The 20,881-nt window shown below is 60.4% G+C and carries 21 protein-coding genes; 16 read left to right on the forward strand and 5 right to left on the reverse strand.

Annotated features, from left to right (window positions below):
* Positions 1-66: 66 nt before the first annotated feature.
* Complete coding sequence (locus tag C3418_RS03240) at positions 67-1,386, forward strand: MFS transporter (RefSeq protein WP_103857938.1); 1,320 nt, start codon at positions 67-69, stop codon at positions 1,384-1,386.
* 71 nt (positions 1,387-1,457) lie between these two features.
* Here C3418_RS03240 and ahpF read toward each other — a convergent pair whose 3' ends face one another.
* The 3 genes from ahpF to C3418_RS03255 all read right to left on the reverse strand — a co-directional run bounded on the left by ahpF (position 1,458) and on the right by C3418_RS03255 (position 4,829).
* Positions 1,458-3,044, reverse strand: a complete 1,587-nt coding sequence (gene ahpF, locus C3418_RS03245) for an alkyl hydroperoxide reductase subunit F (RefSeq protein WP_103857939.1) — start codon at positions 3,042-3,044, stop codon at positions 1,458-1,460.
* 142 nt (positions 3,045-3,186) lie between these two features.
* Entirely contained in the window at positions 3,187-3,753 is a 567-nt protein-coding gene (gene ahpC, locus C3418_RS03250; protein WP_010675074.1) for an alkyl hydroperoxide reductase subunit C, read from the reverse strand.
* 629 nt (positions 3,754-4,382) lie between these two features.
* Complete coding sequence (locus C3418_RS03255; protein WP_010675073.1) at positions 4,383-4,829, reverse strand: CBS domain-containing protein; 447 nt, start codon at positions 4,827-4,829, stop codon at positions 4,383-4,385.
* A 211-nt stretch (positions 4,830-5,040) separates the two neighbouring features.
* On the opposite strand from C3418_RS03255, the gene queA reads away from it, so the two are divergent.
* From queA to nlpI, 7 genes are all read left to right on the forward strand, one after another.
* Complete coding sequence (gene queA / locus C3418_RS03260; protein WP_010675072.1) at positions 5,041-6,108, forward strand: tRNA preQ1(34) S-adenosylmethionine ribosyltransferase-isomerase QueA; 1,068 nt, start codon at positions 5,041-5,043, stop codon at positions 6,106-6,108.
* Between the two features lie 118 nt (positions 6,109-6,226).
* Complete coding sequence (tgt, locus tag C3418_RS03265) at positions 6,227-7,363, forward strand: tRNA guanosine(34) transglycosylase Tgt (RefSeq protein ID WP_103857940.1); 1,137 nt, start codon at positions 6,227-6,229, stop codon at positions 7,361-7,363.
* Positions 7,364-7,413: 50 nt separating this feature from the next.
* A complete protein-coding gene (yajC, locus tag C3418_RS03270) occupies positions 7,414-7,749 on the forward strand; it encodes a preprotein translocase subunit YajC (protein WP_010675070.1) in 336 nt (111 codons plus the stop codon).
* 18 nt (positions 7,750-7,767) lie between these two features.
* Positions 7,768-9,621 (forward strand): protein translocase subunit SecD, encoded by a 1,854-nt coding sequence (secD, locus tag C3418_RS03275; protein ID WP_039038737.1) that lies wholly within the window; start codon positions 7,768-7,770, stop codon positions 9,619-9,621.
* Positions 9,622-9,630: 9 nt separating this feature from the next.
* Positions 9,631-10,578 (forward strand): protein translocase subunit SecF, encoded by a 948-nt coding sequence (gene secF / locus C3418_RS03280; protein WP_010675068.1) that lies wholly within the window; start codon positions 9,631-9,633, stop codon positions 10,576-10,578.
* 100 nt (positions 10,579-10,678) lie between these two features.
* A complete protein-coding gene (locus C3418_RS03285; protein ID WP_069651399.1) occupies positions 10,679-11,047 on the forward strand; it encodes a rhodanese-like domain-containing protein in 369 nt (122 codons plus the stop codon).
* Between the two features lie 90 nt (positions 11,048-11,137).
* Positions 11,138-12,070 carry a lipoprotein NlpI gene (nlpI, locus tag C3418_RS03290; protein ID WP_280520777.1) on the forward strand — a complete coding sequence of 311 codons (933 nt, stop codon included), beginning with the start codon at positions 11,138-11,140 and terminating at the stop codon, positions 12,068-12,070.
* 75 nt (positions 12,071-12,145) lie between these two features.
* On the opposite strand, the gene C3418_RS03295 is transcribed toward nlpI, so the two are convergent.
* Entirely contained in the window at positions 12,146-13,018 is an 873-nt protein-coding gene (locus tag C3418_RS03295; RefSeq protein ID WP_103857941.1) for a U32 family peptidase, read from the reverse strand.
* A 12-nt stretch (positions 13,019-13,030) separates the two neighbouring features.
* Positions 13,031-14,026 (reverse strand): peptidase U32 family protein, encoded by a 996-nt coding sequence (locus C3418_RS03300; RefSeq protein ID WP_010675064.1) that lies wholly within the window; start codon positions 14,024-14,026, stop codon positions 13,031-13,033.
* Positions 14,027-14,215: 189 nt separating this feature from the next.
* On the opposite strand from C3418_RS03300, the gene C3418_RS03305 reads away from it, so the two are divergent.
* The 8 genes from C3418_RS03305 (at position 14,216) to hscA (ending at position 20,880) form a co-directional block, all read left to right on the forward strand.
* Positions 14,216-14,728, forward strand: a complete 513-nt coding sequence (locus tag C3418_RS03305; protein ID WP_103857965.1) for an SCP2 domain-containing protein — start codon at positions 14,216-14,218, stop codon at positions 14,726-14,728.
* A 190-nt stretch (positions 14,729-14,918) separates the two neighbouring features.
* Positions 14,919-15,653, forward strand: coding sequence for a tRNA (cytosine(32)/uridine(32)-2'-O)-methyltransferase TrmJ (gene trmJ, locus C3418_RS03310; protein WP_103857942.1), 735 nt, complete (start codon positions 14,919-14,921; stop codon positions 15,651-15,653).
* A 94-nt stretch (positions 15,654-15,747) separates the two neighbouring features.
* Positions 15,748-16,251, forward strand: coding sequence for a Fe-S cluster assembly transcriptional regulator IscR (gene iscR, locus C3418_RS03315; RefSeq protein ID WP_025327241.1), 504 nt, complete (start codon positions 15,748-15,750; stop codon positions 16,249-16,251).
* A 52-nt stretch (positions 16,252-16,303) separates the two neighbouring features.
* Positions 16,304-17,518 (forward strand): IscS subfamily cysteine desulfurase, encoded by a 1,215-nt coding sequence (locus tag C3418_RS03320; protein ID WP_010675060.1) that lies wholly within the window; start codon positions 16,304-16,306, stop codon positions 17,516-17,518.
* 54 nt (positions 17,519-17,572) lie between these two features.
* Positions 17,573-17,956: a Fe-S cluster assembly scaffold IscU gene (gene iscU / locus C3418_RS03325; RefSeq protein WP_010675059.1), complete on the forward strand. Its 384-nt coding sequence runs from the start codon at positions 17,573-17,575 to the stop codon at positions 17,954-17,956.
* Positions 17,957-17,971: 15 nt separating this feature from the next.
* Positions 17,972-18,295 (forward strand): iron-sulfur cluster assembly protein IscA, encoded by a 324-nt coding sequence (gene iscA / locus C3418_RS03330; protein ID WP_010675058.1) that lies wholly within the window; start codon positions 17,972-17,974, stop codon positions 18,293-18,295.
* 190 nt (positions 18,296-18,485) lie between these two features.
* Complete coding sequence (hscB, locus tag C3418_RS03335; protein ID WP_103857943.1) at positions 18,486-19,004, forward strand: co-chaperone HscB; 519 nt, start codon at positions 18,486-18,488, stop codon at positions 19,002-19,004.
* Between the two features lie 28 nt (positions 19,005-19,032).
* Positions 19,033-20,880, forward strand: a complete 1,848-nt coding sequence (hscA, locus tag C3418_RS03340) for a Fe-S protein assembly chaperone HscA (RefSeq protein WP_103857944.1) — start codon at positions 19,033-19,035, stop codon at positions 20,878-20,880.
* Position 20,881: the final 1 nt, after the last annotated feature.

Genomic DNA, 20,881 nt, shown 5'->3' on the forward strand with positions numbered 1-20,881 from the left:
GGGCATTCGGGTTGAAGGGGGCGGGAGGCAGGGGCTACCATGACCCTTTTGTTGCGAGGAGGCTCCATGGCACTGACAAGGTTGCTGTCCCCCCTGACCAGTCTGGTGATCTTCATTCTGGGTCACGGTCTGTTCAATACCCTGCTGACGGTGCGTCTCTCCGCCGAGCAGGTGTCCGCCCAGGCCATCGGTCTGGTGTCGGCTGCCTATTTCGGCGGCCTGGTGCTGGGGACCTTCATCAATGCCCGCCTCATCATCCGGGTGGGGCATATCCGGGCCTATGCGGCTTATGCCTCCCTGCTCTGTTTTCTGTTTCTGCTGCACGGCATGGTGGTGGAGCCTGTCACCTGGGCGGCGCTGCGGCTGATCGGGGGGTTTGCCACCGGCGGCCTGTTCGTGGTGCTGGAGTCCTGGATGCTGGTCTCAAGCACCCCGGCGAACCGGGGGCGGTTGATGTCCCTCTACATGATCCTGCTGTACGGTTCACTTGCCCTGGGCCAGCTGCTGCTCAAGCAGGTGGACCCCATGGTGCTGACGCCGTTCGCCCTGTGCGCCATGGCGGCGACTCTCTCCGTGGTGCCTCTGGCTCTCTCCCGAGTGGCGACGCCGGCCATGGTGGCACCCCAGCCGGTGGGAATGCTGGAGCTGGTGCGCCTCACTCCGGCGGGGATGGGCAGCAGCTTTACCTCGGGCCTCATCCTCGGGGCCATCTATGGGCTGTTGCCGCTCTATTTCACCGACAGCGGTGCCTCCCTCTCCCAGGTGGCGGACATGATGGCGCTGGTGATCCTGGGGGGGATGTGTCTGCAATATCCTATCGGACGTGCATCTGATCGTTACGACAGACGGTTGGTGATCCTGCTGCTCTGCGCCCTGCTGACCCTGATCGCGTTGTGGATGGTGCTGCTGCCGGAGCCCTGGCGTGAGCCAGTCGAGGGGACTCTTGTCTTCCTGCTGGGGGGCATGGCGTTCTCCATCTATCCCTTGAGCCTCAGCCATGCCTGCGATGAACTGCGCCCGGATCAGGTGCTGGGGGCAAACCAGGGGTTGCTGCTTGCCTACAGCCTGGGGGCCATGACGGGTCCGCTGCTGGCCCCCTTTACCATGGCGACGTTCGGACCACAGGGGCTGTTCGTCTACTTTGCCCTGTGCGGTCTGCTGCTGTCGGCCTATCTCGGCTGGCGCAGGCGTAAGCGAGCCCCCATTCCGCTGACGGAGCATCAGGTCTTCATGCCGGTGCCCCCCAACACCCCCATGACGGCGGAGCTGGAGCCAAGAACGGATCTGGAAGGGGAGGCAGTGCCGGCGAGCTATGCCGCGCCTGACGCAGAAGAGAGAGCGGTGAGTGAAGAGGGGCAGGAGAGGGACGCGCCGCAGGGGCGCTGAAGGCTGGCGACCCAATGACAGGGATAAAAAAACCGACTCCAGGGAGTCGGTTTTTTGTTGGGTGACGGTTATCAGGCGGTCACGGCATCGGCCTGGGTAGCTTGTGCTTCCGGCGCCGGGTTGCGAATGAGGTAATCAAATGCACCCAGGGCGGCGGTGGCACCTGCCCCCATGGAGATGATGATCTGCTTGAACGGTACCGTGGTGGCATCCCCTGCGGCATAGACGCCGGACAGGGAGGTGGCACCCTTGGTGTCGATCTCGATTTCGCCAAAGCGGGTCAGGGCCACTTCGCTCCCCTTGAGGAACTCGGTGTTCGGCACCAGACCGATCTGGACGAAAATGCCGGCCACCGCCAGATGCTTGATCTCGCCGGTAGTGCGATCTTCGTAGTCCATGCCCACCACCTTGCTGCCGTCGCCGATCACTTCGGTGGTGCGGGCGCTCATGATGATGTCGATATTGCCCATGGAACGGGCCTTCTTCTGCAGCACGTCGTCGGCACGCAGGGTATCGGCGAACTCCACCACGGTGACGTGCTCGACGATGCCGGCCAGATCGATGGCCGCCTCGATGCCGGAGTTGCCGCCACCGATCACCGCCACGCGCTTGCCCTTGAAGAAGGGGCCGTCACAGTGGGGGCAGTAGGCCACACCCTTGGTACGGTACTCGAGTTCACCCGGCACGTTCAGGTCGCGCCAGCGGGCACCGGTTGCCAGGATCACGGCGCGGCTCTTCAAGGTGGCACCGGAGGCGAGGTCCACGTTGACGTAACCATCCTTGCTGATGGCGGCGGCACGCTGCTCGGTGATCACTTCCACGCCGTACTGCTTGACGTGCTGCTCCAGGCTGGCGGCCAGCTTGGGGCCCTCGGTGTAGGGCACGGAGATGAAGTTCTCGATGCCGACGGTGTCCATCACCTGGCCACCGAAACGTTCGGCGACAATGGCGGTGCGAATGCCTTTGCGGGCGGCATAGATGGCCGCGGCGGCACCGGCCGGGCCACCGCCCACCACCAGCACGTCATAAGGCGCTTTTTCGCTCAGCTCTTGCGCCTTGCGCTCGGCAGCGCCGGTGTCGAGTTTGGCAACGATCTCTTCCAGCGAAATGCGGCCCTGGCTGAACGGCTGACCGTTCAGGTAGACGTTCGGGACCGCCATGATTTGACGCTCGTTCACCTCATCCTGGAACAGGGCACCATCGATCATGGTGTGGGTGATGCCGGGGTTCAGGGTGGACATCAGGTTCAGGGCCTGTACCACGTCCGGACAGTTGTGGCAGGAGAGGGAAATATAGGTCTCGAAGTGGAACTCGCCCTTGAGGTTCTTCACCTGCTCCAGCACGGCCGGATCGGCCTTGGAGGGGTGACCGCCGCTTTGCAGCAGGGCGAGCACCAGGGAGGTGAATTCATGACCCATGGGAATGCCGGCAAAGTGCACGCGCGGGGCCTGGCCCTGGGGCGCGATGCTCATGGAAGGCTTGCGGGCATTGGTGCCATCGGTCAGGGAAATTTTGGGGGACATCTCGGCGATCTCGCTGGCCAATGCCAGGAGCTCGGCGGATTTGTCGCTGTCATTGCCGGACACGCTGATCTCGATGGGATTGACGATGTACTGCAAGTAACCGTTGAGTTGTTGTTTGAGGTTGGTATCTAACATGGTCGAATTCCTTCTTGCTGAATGCGGGTCGGCACGATGACCGGATACAGAAAACAGAGGTCCACACAGCAGACCGGCGCATTTTCTGAGGGCCGTAAACAAGACCGGCCCTTGAACGGGCCGGTCTTCAGAGCGGGGAGGCTTAGATTTTGCCTACCAGATCCAGGGACGGGGCCAGGGTGGCGTCGCCTTCTTTCCACTTGGCCGGGCACACTTCACCCGGGTGGGAAGCAACGTACTGGGCAGCCTTGACCTTGCGCAGCAGTTCCAGTGCGTCACGGCCGATGCCGCCAGCGTTGATTTCAACGATCTGGATGACGCCTTGCGGGTCGATGACGAAGGTACCGCGGTCAGCCAGGCCAGCTTCTTCGATCATCACGCCGAAGTTGCGGGTGATGGTGCCGGTGGGGTCGCCGATCATCGGGTACTGGATCTTCTGGATGGTGTCAGAAGTGTCGTGCCAGGCCTTGTGGGTGAAGTGGGTGTCGGTGGAGACGGCGTAGATCTCGACGCCCAGCTTCTGGAATTCGGCGTAGTTGTCGGCCAGGTCGCCCAGCTCGGTCGGGCAGACGAAGGTGAAATCAGCCGGGTAGAAGAACACCACGGACCACTTGCCTTTCAGGTCAGCGTCAGACACCTGAACGAATTTGCCATTGTGGTAGGCGGTGGCGTTGAACGGCTTGATTTCAGTGTTGATGTAGGTAGACATGTATTTGCTCCTTGGTGATGTACATATGCCTGTCTGGTGTTGAAGAGTCGTGCCAGACGAGGCGCTTAACTTTCGATGGAGTCATCATAGTGACTTTTTCTAATCGGTCAAAGCCACAATTTTGAATCACATAAATCTATTTATTAGATAGACCATCACAACTGTACCTAACATGAATATCTCAGGCCTTCGGAGATAACTCATTGTCGAAGTTCAATTTCTGTCCTGCATGTCACATTTTCAAGGGCTGGGCCGGATTTGTTTTCATTGCGTGAGCAGAGAAGGGGGCAGACGAGGCGGCGCAGTAGAAAAAAGAGGGATAAAAAAATCCCGGCGCCGTCGCACAGACAGGGCCGGGTCATCAAACAAGGAATGGCGATAAATATGCTTTACAGCAAAGACTAACTACGGGGTGTGCAAACTTGCAGACATATGAAGAGAAGATGGCGGGTGCACAATCCTCATCTCCTCTTCGGCAACCATTGCATGGTGGGCATCATAGTGTGATGAATGTCACAACACAAGTTTTGTGGTGTAATTTTACAGTCAAATTGAAAGTGTTTCACTTAAATAGCCGTTAAATTAGGCTGAAAACGCTTTTATTGTAATTTTATTACAGAGCTTTAAGATCAAAAGTCGGTTGGGGGCTCCTGCTCCTCCATCAGCTCCAGCAGATTGATGGCCACGGCGATGAAGTCCGACTCGGTGACGATGCCAACCAGCTTGCGCCCCTTGAGTACCGGTAGACAGCCATATTTGTGGCGCTGCAGATACAGAGCCGCCTCCTTGATGCCGGCGTGGGGATCCACGCTCGCCACCTGACGAGTCATGATCTCGTCGAGCTGGACGCTGTCGGTGAACTCCGCCTCCCGCTCGGGGTTGATCAGCAGCAGCTTGGATTCGCGGGTGGCCAGGATGTCCGAGAGGGTGACCAGACCAAGCAGATGCTGGTGTTCGTCAACGATGGGAACGTGACGGATCCGCTCCTGCTGCATCAGCTCCATCGCCTGCTTGACGCTGTTTTCCGGACCCAGGGTAAAGGGGTGTTCAGTCATGATCTCGGAGAGGGTCATCATGGTGGGCCTCCTTGTGTGTCTGCTTCCACCCTAGCCCAGCCCCCGTCGCCAGAACATGATCGGGGTCAATACAAAACCTTAAAGGTTTTTTAACGGGCCCAGTCTCACAAAATGGCCCGCTATCCCTTGTCTTCCTTGGGTTTTTAGTCTTTTGGGTTGCCTTGGAAGAGGGGGATAACTAGACTAGCCGCCGATTCCCCCGAGGTGAAAGATGCAAGTATCCGATTTTCATTTTGATCTGCCAGACGAGCTGATTGCCCGCTATCCCATGGCGGAGCGTACCGCCAGCCGCCTGCTGCAGCTCGATGGTCAAACCGGCGCCCTGCGCCACGGTCATTTTGTCGATGTGCTTGACCAGCTCAACCCCGGCGATCTGCTGGTGTTCAACAATACCCGGGTCATTCCGGCCCGCATGTTTGGCCAGAAGGCCAGCGGCGGCAAGCTTGAGGTGCTGGTGGAGCGCATTCTGGACGAGCACAGCGTGCTGGCGCACGTCCGCTCGTCCAAGTCCCCCAAGCCAGGTACCCGTCTCCTTCTGGATGGCGGTGCCGACGGCGTGCCCGTCGAGGCCGAGATGCGTGCCCGCCACGACGCTCTGTTCGAGATCCACTTCCTGGACCCGCGCCCTGTGCTGACCATTCTGGATGCCATCGGCCACATGCCGCTGCCTCCCTATATCGACCGTCCCGACGAGGATGCCGACAAGGAGCGCTACCAGACCGTCTACAACCAGAAGCCGGGTGCCGTGGCGGCGCCGACCGCCGGTCTGCACTTCGACGAGCCGCTGCTCGAGCAGATCCGTGCCAAGGGCGTGGAGATGGCCTTCGTGACCCTGCACGTGGGGGCGGGCACCTTCCAGCCGGTGCGCGTCGACAAGATTGAAGATCACCACATGCACTCGGAATACGCCGAAGTGCCCCAGGAGGTGGTGGATGCCATCGCGGCGACCCGCGCCCGCGGCGGTCGGGTGGTTGCGGTGGGCACCACGTCGGTGCGATCCCTCGAGAGCGCAGCCAAGGCGACCCTGGCCCAGGGCAAGCCGCTGGCGCCCTTCTTCAATGACACCGACATCTTCATCTTCCCCGGTTACGAGTTCCAGGTGGTCGATGCCATGATCACCAACTTCCACCTGCCCGAATCCACCCTGATCATGCTGGTCAGCGCCTTTGCAGGCTACGACAACGTGATGGCCGCCTATCAGGCCGCCGTGGCGGGACAGTACCGTTTCTTCAGCTACGGGGACGCCATGTTCGTCACCCGTCGCCGGGTGCAGGGTTAAGCCTTGCCCTTCAGAAGTCGTTCAGGCTCTGCTTGTCAGTATGCCGGCCGGCTTCATATTACCGGGCCCCTCGGGCCCTTTGTTGTCAGACTGTTTCTCTGACTGAATAGAGGTAGCAATGAAATTTGAATTGAAAACCACCGATGGGCGTGCCCGTCGCGGTCAACTGGTGTTCGAGCGTGGCGTGGTCCAGACCCCGGCCTTCATGCCGGTCGGCACCTACGGCACCGTCAAGGGGATGACACCGGAAGAGGTGCGTGAGACTGGTGCCCAGATCCTGCTTGGCAACACCTTCCACCTCTGGTTGCGCCCGGGTCAGGAAGTGATGCGCGCCCACGGCGATCTGCACGACTTCATGAACTGGCAGGGGCCCATCCTGACCGACTCCGGTGGTTTCCAGGTGTTCAGTCTGGGGCACATCCGCAAGATCACCGAGAAGGGGGTGCACTTCCGTCATCCCATCAACGGCGAGAAGATCTTCCTCGACCCCGAGAAGTCCATGGAGATCCAGTACGATCTGGGTTCCGACATCGTGATGATCTTCGACGAGTGCACCCCGTACCCGGCCACTTACGAGGAAGCGCGCAAGTCCATGGAGATGTCCCTGCGCTGGGCCAAGCGCTCCCGTGACAAGTTCGATGCGCTGGGCAACAAGAACGCCCTGTTCGGCATCATCCAGGGTTCTGTCTACGAACCGCTGCGGGATGTGTCGCTGGACGGTCTCCTTGAGATCGGCTTCGACGGTTACGCGGTCGGCGGTCTCGCCGTGGGTGAGCCCAAAGAGGACATGCATCGCATCCTTGACCATGTCTGCCCGAAAATTCCGGCCGACAAGCCGCGCTACCTGATGGGGGTGGGCAAGCCGGAAGATCTGGTGGAAGGGGTGCGCCGCGGTATCGACATGTTCGACTGCGTGATGCCGACCCGCAATGCCCGCAACGGCCACCTGTTCACCACCGACGGGGTGGTCAAGATCCGCAACGCCAAGTATCGCGAGGACACCAGCACCCTGGATGCCGACTGCGATTGCTACACCTGCAAGAACTACACCCGCAGCTATCTGTACCATCTGGACAAGTGCAACGAGATCCTCGGTGCCCGTCTGAATACCATCCACAACCTGCGTTATTACCAGCGCGTGATGCAGGGTTTGCGGGACGCGATCGAGCAGGGTAAATTAGACGACTTTGTAACTGAGTTTTACCGTCGGCAAGGGAAGCCTGTGCCTCCACTGGCTGAAAATGACGTGAAATAACAACGACATATAAGTTAGTATTCAAATCTACATCAATAAGAGGTTGTTAAATGAGCATTATCTCCAAGGCGTATGCAGAAGGCGCGGCTCCGGCAGCACAGGGTGGTGGCATGGAAATGATCATCATGCTGGCCGTGTTCGGTCTCATCTTCTACTTCATGATCTACCGTCCCCAGGCCAAGCGTGCCAAGGAGCATCGCAATCTGATGAGCTCCCTCTCCAAGGGCGACGAAGTGCTCACTTCCGGTGGCCTGGTCGGCAAGATCGCCAAGGTTTCCGCCGACAGCGACTACATTGTGCTGGCCCTGAACGATCAGACCCAGGTCACCATCAAGCGTGACTTCGTCTCTGCCGTTCTGCCCAAGGGTTCTATCCAGTCCCTCTAATCTCCCGAGGAGCACAGCGTGTTAAATCGCTATCCGCTGTGGAAATACCTGATGGTGATCGTCGTGATCGCCATCGGTTTTCTATATGCAGCCCCCAATCTTTACGGCGAAGACCCGGCCTTGCAGGTCTCTGCCAGCCGTGGTGCCGAAGTCAAACTAGAAACCCTCGATCAGGTGAAGGAAACCCTCGACGAGGCGAAGATCCCGGTCAAGCATGCGGCGTTCGAGCACGGCTTCATCCTGATCCGTTTCAACAACACCGAAGACCAGCTCAAGGCGCGCGACATCGTGGCCAACAAGCTGGGCGACAATTTCATCACCGCCCTCAACCTGGCACCGTCCACCCCCGCCTGGCTCGAGGCCATCGGCGCGGCGCCCCTGAAGCTCGGTCTTGACCTGCGGGGCGGTGTGCACTTCCTGATGGAAGTGGACATGGCCGAAGCGCTGGCCAAGCAGCAGGAACAGATGGTGCAGGATTTCCGCGCCGAGCTGCGCACCCAGAAGATCCGCTACTCCGGTGTACGCCGGGTCGGGGATCAGGTGCAGGTGGTCTTCCGTGACGAGGCCGATCAGGCCAAGGCACTCTCCTTCCTGCGTCGCCAGAATGCGGATCTTGTCTTCACCACCGACCAGAAAGGGGATGACTTCATCCTGCTGGCCAGTCTGAGCGAAGCCAAGGTCAAAGAGGTGAAGAAGTATGCCCTCGAGCAGAACATCACCATCATCCGCAACCGGGTGAACGAACTGGGTGTGGCCGAGCCGTTGGTCCAGCAGCAGGGCGGCGAGCGTATCATCGTCGAGCTGCCGGGGATCCAGGACACCGCCCGTGCCAAGGAGATCCTGGGGGCCACCGCGACCCTGGAGTTCCACATGGTCGATGAGGCTGCCGATATCCAGGCCGCTGCCGCAGGCCGCGTGCCGCCGAGCTCCAAGGTCTACAACGATCGCAACGGTCGTCCCGTGGTACTGCAAAAGCGCGTGATCCTGACCGGTGACCACATCGTGGGTGCCCAGTCCGGTTTCGATGAATACAGCCGTCCCCAGGTCAACATCAAGCTCGATGGTCAGGGTGGCAACAAGATGGCCAACTTTACCAAGGACAACGTTGGCAAGGGCATGGCGACCGTCTTCATCGAGTACAAGCCGGTGGGGCAGCCTGGTCCGGACGGCAAGCGCAAGTTCCGCAAGCAGGAGGAGGTGATCAACGTCGCCACCATCCAGTCTCGCCTGGGTAGCCAGTTCCGCATCACCGGGATCGACAACGCCAACGAAGCCCACAACCTGGCGCTGCTGCTGCGTGCCGGTGCCCTGATTGCCCCCATCCAGATCGTCGAAGAGCGCACCATAGGCCCGAGCCTGGGTCAGCAGAACATCGACAGCGGGATGGAAGCCATCGGCTGGGCCATGCTGGTGATCGTGCTCTTCATGGGGATCTACTACCGTGCCTTCGGCTGGGTGGCCAATCTGGCGCTGACCATGAACCTGGTGCTCATCGTCGGTATCATGTCGATGATCCCGGGGGCCACCATGACCCTGCCGGGCATCGCCGGTATCGTGTTGACGCTGGGGATGGCGGTGGATGCGAACGTGCTGATCTACGAGCGTATTCGTGAAGAGATCCGCAATGGTCGCGGGGTGCAGCAAGCCATTCACCTGGGCTTTGATCGCGCCTTCTCCACCATCGCCGACTCCAACGTCACCTCGCTCATCACCTGCGTGATCCTGTTCGGTATCGGTACCGGTGCCATCAAGGGCTTCGCCCTGACCCTCGGGATCGGCCTGACGGCGTCCATGTTCACTGCCATCACGGTATCCCGCGCCATCATCAACCTGGCCTGGGGTGGACGGCGCATCGACAAGCTGCCGATCTAAGGAAGAGACATGTTTCAAATTCTACATTTTGAAAAGCCCATCCCCTTCATGCGTTTCGCCAAGCTGGGTATGGTCCTCTCTGCTCTGGTGACGGTGCTCGCCCTCTACGTTCTGTACGATCGTGGCCTGAACTGGGGGCTGGACTTCACCGGCGGTACCACCATCGAGGTGGGGTTCCAGCAGTCGGTGAGCCTGGACAAGATGCACGAGGCGCTGGATCAGCAGAAGATTGACGGGGCGACCCTGCAGTTCTTCGGCTCCAGCCGTGATGTGCTGGTGCGCATGGCCCCGCAAGAGGGCGTCAAGGTCGAGCAGCAGGGCAACGAGGTCCTGGCGGCCGCCAAGCTGGTCGACGAGAGCGCTGTGCTCAAGCGTGTCGAGTTCGTCGGTCCCTCCGTGGGTGACGAGCTGGCCACCGACGGTGCCCTGGCCATGCTGGCCTCCATCATCTGTATCCTGATCTACGTGGCGGTGCGCTTCGAGTGGCGTCTGGCCACGGGGGGCATCCTCTCCCTGGCTCACGACGTGATCATCACCCTCGGCATCTTTGCCTACTTCCAGTACGAGTTCGACCTGACCGTGCTGGCGGCGCTGATGACGCTGGTGGGGTACTCCCTGAACGACACCATCGTCGTGTTCGACCGGGTGCGGGAGAATTTCCGCAAGGTACGCCGTGGGGACACCGCGGAGATCATGGATCTCTCCATGACCGAGACCCTGAGCCGGACCATCATCACCTCGGGGTTGACCTTCGTGGTGGTGGTGGCGCTGCTGCTCAAAGGCGGGCCTCTGATCCACGGTTTCTCCATCGCCATGGTGATCGGGGTGGCCTTCGGGACCTACTCCTCCATCTATGTGGCGAGCGCCTCAGCCATGTTCCTCGGGATCAAGCGGGAGCACATGCTGCCGACCCAGGTGGAAAAAGAGGGCGCGGATCAGCAAGAGATCCTGCCGTAACAGACAAGGGCGCCGCAAGGCGCCCTTTCTCTTGTGGCCGGGGTGAGTCATGATGCTCCCCACAACCCAGCATCCATTACCCAAAGCAAGGAGCAAGCCCATGCAACACAATCCCCGTTTTCTGGCCCTGGTAGAGGCCATCCGCCCGCAGGTGCAGGAAACCGATGTGCACCAGATCAAGCGCTGGCAGGATGAGGGCCGAGCATTTCATCTGATCGACGTGCGCGAAGAGAGCGAGTGGGCCAGGGGCCATCTGCCGGGGGCCGCCTATCTCGGGCGCGGGGTGATAGAGCGTGACATCGAGACCCGGTATCCGGATCCCGACACCGAACTCTACCTCTATTGTGGTGGGGGATTTCGCTCCATCCTGGTGGCGGATAACCTGCAGAAGATGGGTTATTCCCGGGTCGTCAGCGTCGATGGAGGCTTTCGCGGCTGGAGCGATGCCGGATACCCTGTCGAATCCTGATTTATTTGAGGGAGAGGGGCTGCGCCACATGACAAACGGCCCCGTGATCTTTACCATATGCGGGGTCAAGCGTAAGCGTCGGAGTGTTCATTGAACGTCAGGATAGGGATTGGATACCTCACGGGTATCCTGTTGTTGCTCCCCTTGTGGGGTTGCAGCAGTAGCAGTCAGGTAAAAGCGCCTCAAGTTCCCAAGCCGCAACCCGCTTCACTGGTATTGGCGACCCCCTTGCAGGTCTCCTACCAGAGCGAGTTGGCGTTGGCGCGACTCGGGCAGATGCTCAGTGAAATGGAATTGACGACCGAACAGCGGGCAGAACTCTTCTATGAGCGTGCAGTGGTGTTTGACCGGGTGGGCTTGCGTTCCCTGGCGCGACTTGACTTCAACCGCGCCCTGCGGGAGAAGCCGGATTTTGCCGAGGCCTACAACTTCATCGGTGTCTATCTGGTTCAACAGCAGAACTACGACGAGGCCTATGAGGCGTTCGACTCCGCCCTGGAGCTCGCCCCGGATTACGACTACGCCTATCTCAACCGGGGAATCGCGCTCTATTACGGCAATCGCCCCGAGCTTGCCGCGGCGGATATGAAGCGCTTCTACGAGGCGCAACCAGAAGACCCTTATCGGGTGATCTGGCTCTATCTGGCCGAGCAGAAGCTCAACGGACCGGCGGCCATGAGCCGGATGCGCGAGCGGCTCAACAAGTATGACGACGACGCCTGGAACTGGGATCTGGTGCGCCTCTATACGGGCGACATCAATGCCACCCAGTTGATGAGCAACGTGGTGAAAGGGGTCAAGGACAACAGGGAGCTCGCCGAGCGCCTGTGCGAGACCTACTTCTACCTCGGCAAGTTCGAGCTGGCCAAGGGTAACCGCAAGGAAGCCATCAGCTACTTCAAGCTGGCGCTGGCCAACAACGTCTATGACTTCATCGAGCATCGCTATGCCTTGCTGGAGCTGGAACTGATGGCGCGCAAGCCCCAGCCACCCGGAGCCCAGGGCAAGAGCGGCAAAGCGTGACGAAACGGGTTTGAACCCCATGAAAAAGGCCTCTTGACGAGGCCTTTTTGCTGTCTGGTGACACGGGGTGTGCCGCTACTCCACCAGGCTCATGCCGGGGATCTGGCGCCAGTAACCGTTGCAGTCCCGTTCCTGCAGCAGGGGCAGGGGGGCCATCCCCTGTTCGTTGGCCTTGAAGCGCTCCAGCATCGTCAGGGTCTCCATGCCTTCGGGAGAGAGGCGCACCACATCCACCAGCCCCTCCATCCCCTTGAGCTCGTTGCCCAGGTTGTAGCAGTAACCGGACTGGGTCTGGATGCCGTTGAGGTTGAACACCTTCTGCCCCTCGCGGCTGCTGGCAAGCCGGCCGATGGGGTAGTGGATGCAGGCCAGTTCGCAGTTGTCCTTGGGTCGGTCGAGGGAGCGGGCGGTGAAGCAGCGTGCCGAGTAGGCGAGCGGCAGATGACCATAGGCGAACACCTCCACCTCGAACTGCTGGCGCTCCCTGCCCAGATCCTGATTGAGCTGCATCAGCCAGTCGCGGGAGAGCTCCACCGGCATCACCCAGCGCTGCATTCCCTGTTTGAGCAGCATGCGCAGCACGTCGGCGTTGTAGGCGTTGATGGCGGGGCCGCAGACGAACGGCAGCCCGGCTTCACTGGCGAGCTGGACGGCCCCCAGATCGTTGGCCTCGATCATCAGCTCGCCGTTGTCGACCAGCCGCTTGACCTCCTTGAGCTCGGAGGGAGCTGAGATCAGCGCCAGCGTGGAGAGTACCGCCTGCTTGCCGGAGCCCGCCACCTGACGGGCGAGGGCAATCCAGTCATCCACTTTCAGTTCGCGCCGCTTGCTGCAGACGGTCTCCCCCAGATAGACGATGTCGGCCTGGCTGGCGGCGGCCGCCTGATAGAAGGCCTGGGTGTCGGCCTTGGGCCAGTAGAAGAGCAGGGGGCCGAGAGAGAATTTCATGAGCAGTGCTCCTTATTGCCACTGGCGATGATAGGCACCGAGGGTGGTCTGGCTCCCCTCGGAGACGCGGGCGAGCTGGGCATCCCACTCAGCCTTGACTTGATAGGCCTCGGGGTTGGCCTGATAGGCGTCGATGGCGGCGCGCCAGACCCGGGTCACCTGCTCCACATAGGCGGGGCTGCGCTGGCGCCCCTCGATCTTGACCGACTGGATGCCGGTCTGGAACAGCTCGGGCAACAGGCCGAGGGTGTTGAGGCTGGTGGGCTCCTCCAGCGCGTGATAGGTCTGGCCATCCACCTCGAAGCGGCCCTTGCACAGGGTCGGGTAGCCGGCATTTTCCCCCGGGCCGTAACGATCGATCAGCACCTCGTTGAGGCGGGATTCGAGGCCGCTCGGGGTCTCTTCCCAGCGCACGAACTTGGCCGGTGAACAGGCACCGACGGTGTTGGGGCTCTCGCCGGTCATGTAGGAGGAGAGGTAGCAGCGCCCCTCCGCCATGATGCAGAGGCTGCCGAAGGCGAACACCTCGAGGCCGACGTCAGTCTCGCGGGCCAGCTGCCTGACCTGATGCATGGAGAGCACCCTCGGCAGCACCACCCGGCCGACGTTGAAGTGCTGCTGGTAGAAGCGGATGGCAGCGGCGTTGGTGGCGCTGGCCTGGACCGAGACATGCAGCTCCATGTCGGGATGGCGGCGGCTGGCATAATCGAGCACGGCGAGATCGGCGATGATCAGGGCATCGGCACCGAGCGCCACCCCTTTGTCCACGGCCTGCTTCCAACGGGCATCGGAGCCCGGGTGGGCAAAGGTATTGATGGCGATGTGCAGCTTGCGGCCATGCTGGTGGACATAGTCAACCGCTCTTTCCAGCTTGCTGTCGGTGAAGTTGAGCCCGGCGAAATGGCGGGCATTGGTGTCATCCTTGAAGCCGATGTAGACCGCATCGGCCCCGTTATCCACGGCTGTCTTCAGTGCCGGCAGGCTGCCTGCCGGGCAGAGTAATTCCATCGGGTACGCTCCGAGAGGGCAAAAATGCAAAAGTGGCCCGATTGTATTCATGCTTGCCCTCCCGCTTTTTGACCTGAGGCAGCTTTAGGTGGCTTTACCCTTCTTGAGGTAAGTGGGCACAAGTTTGATTTTCAACAGGATCTTGCCGAAGGGGCTGTGCTTGAATGCGCAAAAAACTGGGAGTTTATCGTGTTTCAACATCTGCAACGTCGCCTGGTCGAACAGGCACCCCGTCTCTTGCGCCACCCCCTCAAGCTGGTGCCCTTCCCGCTGCAACAAAACCTGATGGAGGCCCTGCTGGGCAGGGTATTCCGGGAGGCCATCGAAGAGGGGGAATTTGCGTTTCTTGCGGGCAAGTGGCTGAAAGTGGAAGTCAGCGATCTGGGGCTATGCTGGTTTATCAGCGAGCGGGAGGGAAAATTGGTGGTGGCAAGGAAGTGTGAGCATGCCGATGTCTGTTTCAGCGGCAATAGCCAGGATCTTGTTCTGATCGCTGGGCGCCGTGAAGACCCGGATTCCCTCTTCTTCCAGCGCAAGCTGAAGATTGAAGGGAACACCGAGTTGGGTCTGGAGGTGAAAAACCTGATGGACAGCCTGGATCTTGACGGGCTGGGATTGATGAAATACCCCCTGATGGATCTGGCGACCTTTATCGAGCGGGCCCGCGAGACGCACGTGCCCACTGCCGCGACAATGAGCTGAGCCGTTTTCTTGCCCGAGTGCTGCGGAACAGGTGAACTTGAGCCGCAGTACCCCACTGTCAGCGTGACCACGCAGGGTGGGGATGTATCATCTGTCTGTTTGTGCAGAAATGCCTGGTCGGAAGCGGTGCCAAAATAGCGATTGGTTATGTTACAATTGCGCGCCATTTTTGACTGAAGATTGACTGGGCATGTTGGATCAGATTCGTATCGTGTTGGTAAACACCTCTCACACCGGCAACATGGGATCCGCGGCGCGGGCCATGAAGACCATGGGGCTGACTCAACTGGTGCTGGTCGATCCCCAGGCCCAGCCGGATGAGGAGGCCGTCGCCCTGGCAGCGGGGGCCAGCGATATCCTGGCTCGCGCCCGTATTGTGCCGACCCTGGATGAAGCCATTGCCAACTGTGGTCTGGTCATCGGCACCAGTGCCCGTTCCCGCACCTTGAGCTGGCCCATGCTGGATCCCCGTGAAGCGGGCGAGAAGCTGGTTGCCGAGGGCATGGAGCACCCGGTCGCGCTGGTGTTTGGCCGTGAACGTACCGGCCTCACCAATGACGAACTGCAAAAATGCCACTTCCATGTGGCCATTCCCGCCAATCCAGAATACAGCTCCCTCAATCTGGCCATGGCAGTGCAGACCCTTTGTTACGAGGTGCGGATGCGCTGGCTGGAAGTACAGAACCAGGAGCATTCGGCCCCGGAGGATGAGCGGGTCGAGTACCCCAGCGCCCAGCAACTGGAAGGGTTTTATCAGCATCTGGAGCAGACGTTGCAAAAGACGGGGTTCATTGCCGATGACCATCCAGGCCATGTGATGAGCAAACTGCGTCGTCTATTCAATCGGGCCAGACCCGAAGCAGTGGAGTTGAACATCCTGCGGGGCATTCTCACCTCTGTCCAGAAGTCCAGGGCACAGGATTAATCCCGACTGATTTACTCAAGCATATACTTGACTGATTTAGTCGGGTATGTGACCATATGCCACATATTGATTGGTTCGCAAGACGGTAAGGCATATGAGACTGACCTCAAAAGGACGTTACGCGGTGACAGCCATGCTCGACGTGGCGTTGCATGCAGAGCAGGGGCCCGTGCCCCTGGCTGATATTTCAGAGCGCCAGGGCATCTCCTTGTCCTATCTGGAACAACTGTTTGCCCGTCTGCGCAAGCATGGTCTGGTGAGCAGCGTACGTGGTCCCGGTGGCGGCTATCGCCTCGGTCTGGCCCCTGGCGAGATCTCGGTCGGTCAGGTGATCACTGCGGTCGATGAATCGGTCGATGCGACCAAGTGCCTCGGCAAAGGGGGCTGCCACGGTGGTACCCAGTGCCTGACCCACTCCTTGTGGCGGGATCTGAGCGAACGCATCTCCAGTTTCCTGGGGGATATCACCCTGGCCGAGCTGGTTGGTCAGGCCGATGTGCGCCGTATCGCCGGCAAGCAAGATGAACAAATGAAGACCGTGTTGTCCCTGGTTGATCGGGCCGAACGCGGTGATGTGAGCTTGAAAGTCCAACTATAAACGTGCTTTCCACGACGAGTCGCTGTGTGACCCCGTCGTAACGGAGAAAAAGATGAAACTGCCTATTTACCTTGATTATTCGGCAACCTGTCCGGTGGACCCGCGTGTCGCAGAAAAAATGATGCAGTGCCTCACCATGGACGGCCTGTTCGGCAACCCAGCCTCCCGTTCCCACCGTTTCGGCTGGCAGGCCGAAGAGGCGGTGGATCTGGCCCGTAATCAAGTGGCAGAGCTGATCGGCGCGGATCCGCGCGAGATCGTCTTTACCTCCGGTGCGACCGAGTCCAACAACCTGGCCATCAAGGGCATTGCCCATTTCTACGCCGGCAAGGGCAAGCACATCGTCACCTCCAAGACCGAGCACAAAGCTGTGCTGGATACCTGCCGCCAACTGGAGCGTGAAGGCTATGAGGTGACCTACCTTGAGCCCATGCCCAACGGCCTGTTCACCCTTGAGCAGATCGAAGGCGCCCTGCGTGATGACACCATCCTGGTCAGCATCATGCACGCCAACAACGAGATCGGGGTGGTGCAAGACATCGCTGCCATCGGCGAGTTGTGCCGTTCCCGCAAAATCCTGCTGCACGTGGACGCCGTCCAGAGCGTGGGCAAGATCCCGGTCGACGTGGAAGCGCTCAAGGTTGATCTGCTCTCCATGTCCGCCCACAAGGTATACGGCCCGAAAGGCATTGGCGCCCTGTATGTGCGCCGCAAGCCCCGTGTTCGTCTGGAAGCCCAGATGCACGGCGGTGGTCACGAGCGCGGCATGCGCTCCGGTACCCTGGCAACCCACCAGATCGTCGGCATGGGGGAAGCCTTCCGCATCGCCAAGGAAGAGATGGCGAGCGAGAGCCAGCACATCATGGCCCTGCGCCAGCGTCTGTGGGATGGCATCAAGAACATCGAAGAAGTCTATATCAACGGGGATCTGGATCAGCGTGTACCGGGTAACCTGAACGTCAGCTTCGCCTATGTGGAAGGGGAATCCCTCATCATGGCACTGAAGGATCTGGCGGTCTCTTCCGGTTCTGCCTGTACCTCGGCCAGCCTGGAACCTTCCTACGTGCTGCGCGCCCTGGGCCTGAACGACGAGCTGGCACACAGCTCCATCCGTTTCAGCATCGGTCGCTTCACCACCGAAGAAGAGATCGACTACGCAATCAAGCTCATCTGCGACTCCATCGGTCGTCTGCGCGAGATGTCCCCCCTGTGGGAGATGTTCAAGGATGGCGTCGATCTGAACACGGTCGAATGGGCACATCACTGATCTTTGCCAGCATGGCAAGGGTCTGGTGAACAACGGAATTAGCAGGAGTTAGATATGGCTTACAGTGAAAAAGTAATCGACCACTACGAGAATCCCCGCAACGTCGGTGGTTTTGACAAGAACGATCCCAGCGTCGCCACCGGCATGGTCGGTGCACCGGCCTGTGGTGACGTCATGAAGCTGCAACTGAAGATCAGCGACGATGGCATCATCGAAGATGCCAAGTTCAAGACCTACGGCTGTGGTTCCGCTATCGCCTCCAGCTCCCTGGTGACCGAGTGGGTCAAGGGCAAGACCCTGGACGAAGCGGCCGGTATCAAGAACACCGACATCGCCGAAGAGCTGGCGCTGCCGCCGGTGAAGATCCACTGCTCCATTCTGGCGGAGGATGCCATCAAGGCCGCCATCGCCGATTACAAGCAGAAGAAAGGTCTTTAAGGTCCGGAGAGCAGTATGGCCATAACCATGACAGATGCCGCAGCGGCGCGGGTTTCCTCCTTCATGATCAACCGGGGCAAGGGCATCGGCCTGCGCCTCGGCGTCAAGACGACCGGCTGTTCTGGCCTTGCCTATGTGCTCGAGTTCGTGGATGAGCTGGCTGCCGAGGATCAGGTATTTGAGCAGAAAGGCGTCAAGATCATCGTGGATGCCAAGAGCCTGATCCACCTGGATGGCACCGAGCTGGACTTCGTGAAGGAAGGCCTCAACGAGGGCTTCCAGTTCAACAACCCGAATGCCAAGGGCGAATGTGGTTGTGGCGAAAGCTTCAGCGTGTAAGTGGTTCGATTGACAGATCGCCCATGTTTGCAACGCCTCGTAGCCCCAAGGGTGAGCCCTGTTGCGGCGAGTCTCTTGTGATCAACACCTTGCTCATCAACACAGTGGTGTGGACGCCAGTCCATGCCACTGCTTTCAAGTTCAAGACGAGTGTGGTTGCACTCCCAGCGCTATTGTCTGAGGACGAAGGATGAATCATTTCGAGCTGTTCGGGCTGGCTGAGGGCTTCGAGCTCGATACTCGCCAACTGGCTGACACCTATCGTCAGCTGCAGACCCAGTTCCATCCCGATCGTTTTGCGACTGCCCCCGAGCGGGAGCAGCTTGCTGCCGTGCAGCGTGCTGCCCAGATCAACGATGCCTTTACCACCCTCAAGGCCCCCTTGCGCCGAGCCGAGTATCTGCTCTCCTTGCGGGGCACCGATATTCGCGGCGAGCAGCAGACACTACAAGATCCTGCCTTTCTGATGCAACAGCTGGAGTGGCGAGAGCGGCTGGCTGATCTCAAGGGCGACGCCGACCCTGAGGGGGCCATCAAGGATTTTCGCCAGGAGATCAGGCATGATCACCAGGCGTTGATGCAACGGCTGACCGACTATCTCACCAGGGGTGAGGATCTGCAGGCGGCGGATTGCGTTCGCAAGCTCAAATTTGTCGACAAGCTCCTCGAGGAGCTGGAACGATTCGAAGACTCGCTGTTCGAGTCTTGACCCTCTAACGCAGGAATTGTGATTACCCATGGCATTACTGCAAATCGCCGAGCCCGGCCAGAGCGCCGCACCTCATCAGCATAAACGTGCCGTTGGCATCGATCTTGGCACCACCAACTCCCTGGTCGCCGCCGTGCGCAGCGGCCAGGCCGACACCCTCTGTGACGAGCAGGGGCGTGATCTGCTGCCTTCCGTGGTCCATTACCAGGCCGATACCATCCGGGTTGGCTTCGATGCCAAGCGTGAGGCGGCCCTCGATCCCCACAACACCATCGTCTCGGTCAAGCGGATGATGGGCAAGGCGCTGGCCGACATCGATACCCGCCAGCAACCCTATCAATTCGTGGCGGCCGACAACGGCATGCCGCAATTGCAGACCCGCCAGGGGCTGGTCAATCCGGTGCAGGTCTCGGCCGAGATCCTGAAAAAACTGGCCGAGCGCGGTGCCGCGTCCCTCGGGGGAGACCTCGACGGCGTGGTCATCACGGTGCCCGCCTATTTTGACGATGCCCAGCGTCAGGGGACCAAGGACGCGGCCAGACTGGCCGGACTGCACGTGCTGCGGTTGCTCAATGAACCCACGGCGGCCGCCATCGCCTATGGCCTCGACTCCGGTCAGGAAGGGGTGATAGCCGTCTATGACCTGGGTGGCGGAACCTTCGATATCTCCATCCTGCGCCTGCATCGCGGGGTGTTTGAGGTGATGGCCACCGGCGGCGACTCGGCCCTCGGCGGCGATGATTTCGATCACCTGCTGGCAGACTGGTTGAAAGAACAAGCCGGTTTGACTGGCGAGCTGGATGCCCGTCTGCAGCGCGAGCTGCTGGATGTGGCCGCCGCGGTCAAACACGGTCTGACCGACTCCGACACCGTTCCCTGCACCTTTGCCGGCTGGCAGGGCTCTGTCACCCGCAGCCAGTTTGACGAGCTGATCCAGCCGCTGGTCAAGTGTACCCTGCTGGCCTGCCGCCGCGCCCTGCGCGATGCGGGGCTCGAGCAGGAAGAAGTGCTGGAAGTGGTGATGGTCGGCGGTTCGACCCGTGTACCGCTGGTGCGCGAGCGGGTGGGCGAGTTCTTCCAGCGTCCGCCCTTGACCAGCATCGACCCCGACAAGGTGGTGGCCATCGGTGCCGCCATCCAGGCCGACATCCTGGTGGGCAACAAGCCTGACGCCGAGATGCTGCTGCTGGACGTCATTCCGCTCTCCCTGGGTCTTGAGACCATGGGTGGCCTTGCCGAGAAGGTGATCCCGCGCAATACCACCATTCCGGTGGCCCGCGCCCAGGAGTTCACCACCTTCAAGGATGGCCAGACCGCGATGGCGATCCACGTGGTGCAGGGCGAGCGCGAGCTGGTGGCCGATTGCCGATCCTTGGCCCGCTTCACCCTGACCGGCATTCCGCCCATGGCGGCGGGGGCGGCCCACATTCGCGTCACCTTCCAGGTGGATGCGGACGGTCTGCTGTCGGTCAGCGCCATGGAGAAATCCTCCGGCGTGCAGGCCGAGATCCAGGTCAAGCCCTCCTATGGACTTGGTGAGGATGACATCCTCAACATGCTGAGCGCCTCCATCGCCAATGCCCAGCAGGACATGGACGCCCGCATGCTGGCGGAGCAGCAGGTCGAGGCCGACCGGGTGGTCGAGAGTCTCAACGCCGCGCTGGCTGCCGATGGCGAGGCTTTATTGAGCCCCGCCGAGCGGGCCGAGCTGGATGCCGCCATCGCCCATCTGCTGACCATGCGCAGCACGGGCACCACCAACCAGATCAAAGAGGCCATCGAGGCGGCGGATGCTGCCAGTGGCGAATTTGCAGCCCGCCGGATGGATGCCTCCATCCGCAAGGTGCTGACCGGACAAAACGTCAACAAGGTGTGAT

Source organism: Aeromonas sp. ASNIH8, from assembly GCF_002919855.1.
Taxonomy (GTDB): domain Bacteria; phylum Pseudomonadota; class Gammaproteobacteria; order Enterobacterales; family Aeromonadaceae; genus Aeromonas; species Aeromonas caviae.

Coding starts and splice junctions, on each gene's coding strand:
- C3418_RS03240 (WP_103857938.1), top strand. CDS start 67: ATGGCACTGACAAGGTTGCTGTCCCCCCTGACCAGTCTGGTGATCTTC.
- ahpF (WP_103857939.1), bottom strand. CDS start 3,044: ATGTTAGATACCAACCTCAAACAACAACTCAACGGTTACTTGCAGTAC.
- ahpC (WP_010675074.1), bottom strand. CDS start 3,753: ATGTCTACCTACATCAACACTGAAATCAAGCCGTTCAACGCCACCGCC.
- C3418_RS03255 (WP_010675073.1), bottom strand. CDS start 4,829: ATGATGACCCTCTCCGAGATCATGACTGAACACCCCTTTACCCTGGGT.
- queA (WP_010675072.1), top strand. CDS start 5,041: ATGCAAGTATCCGATTTTCATTTTGATCTGCCAGACGAGCTGATTGCC.
- tgt (WP_103857940.1), top strand. CDS start 6,227: ATGAAATTTGAATTGAAAACCACCGATGGGCGTGCCCGTCGCGGTCAA.
- yajC (WP_010675070.1), top strand. CDS start 7,414: ATGAGCATTATCTCCAAGGCGTATGCAGAAGGCGCGGCTCCGGCAGCA.
- secF (WP_010675068.1), top strand. CDS start 9,631: ATGTTTCAAATTCTACATTTTGAAAAGCCCATCCCCTTCATGCGTTTC.
- C3418_RS03285 (WP_069651399.1), top strand. CDS start 10,679: ATGCAACACAATCCCCGTTTTCTGGCCCTGGTAGAGGCCATCCGCCCG.
- C3418_RS03295 (WP_103857941.1), bottom strand. CDS start 13,018: ATGAAATTCTCTCTCGGCCCCCTGCTCTTCTACTGGCCCAAGGCCGAC.
- C3418_RS03300 (WP_010675064.1), bottom strand. CDS start 14,026: ATGGAATTACTCTGCCCGGCAGGCAGCCTGCCGGCACTGAAGACAGCC.
- trmJ (WP_103857942.1), top strand. CDS start 14,919: ATGTTGGATCAGATTCGTATCGTGTTGGTAAACACCTCTCACACCGGC.
- iscR (WP_025327241.1), top strand. CDS start 15,748: ATGAGACTGACCTCAAAAGGACGTTACGCGGTGACAGCCATGCTCGAC.
- C3418_RS03320 (WP_010675060.1), top strand. CDS start 16,304: ATGAAACTGCCTATTTACCTTGATTATTCGGCAACCTGTCCGGTGGAC.
- iscU (WP_010675059.1), top strand. CDS start 17,573: ATGGCTTACAGTGAAAAAGTAATCGACCACTACGAGAATCCCCGCAAC.
- iscA (WP_010675058.1), top strand. CDS start 17,972: ATGGCCATAACCATGACAGATGCCGCAGCGGCGCGGGTTTCCTCCTTC.
- hscB (WP_103857943.1), top strand. CDS start 18,486: ATGAATCATTTCGAGCTGTTCGGGCTGGCTGAGGGCTTCGAGCTCGAT.
- hscA (WP_103857944.1), top strand. CDS start 19,033: ATGGCATTACTGCAAATCGCCGAGCCCGGCCAGAGCGCCGCACCTCAT.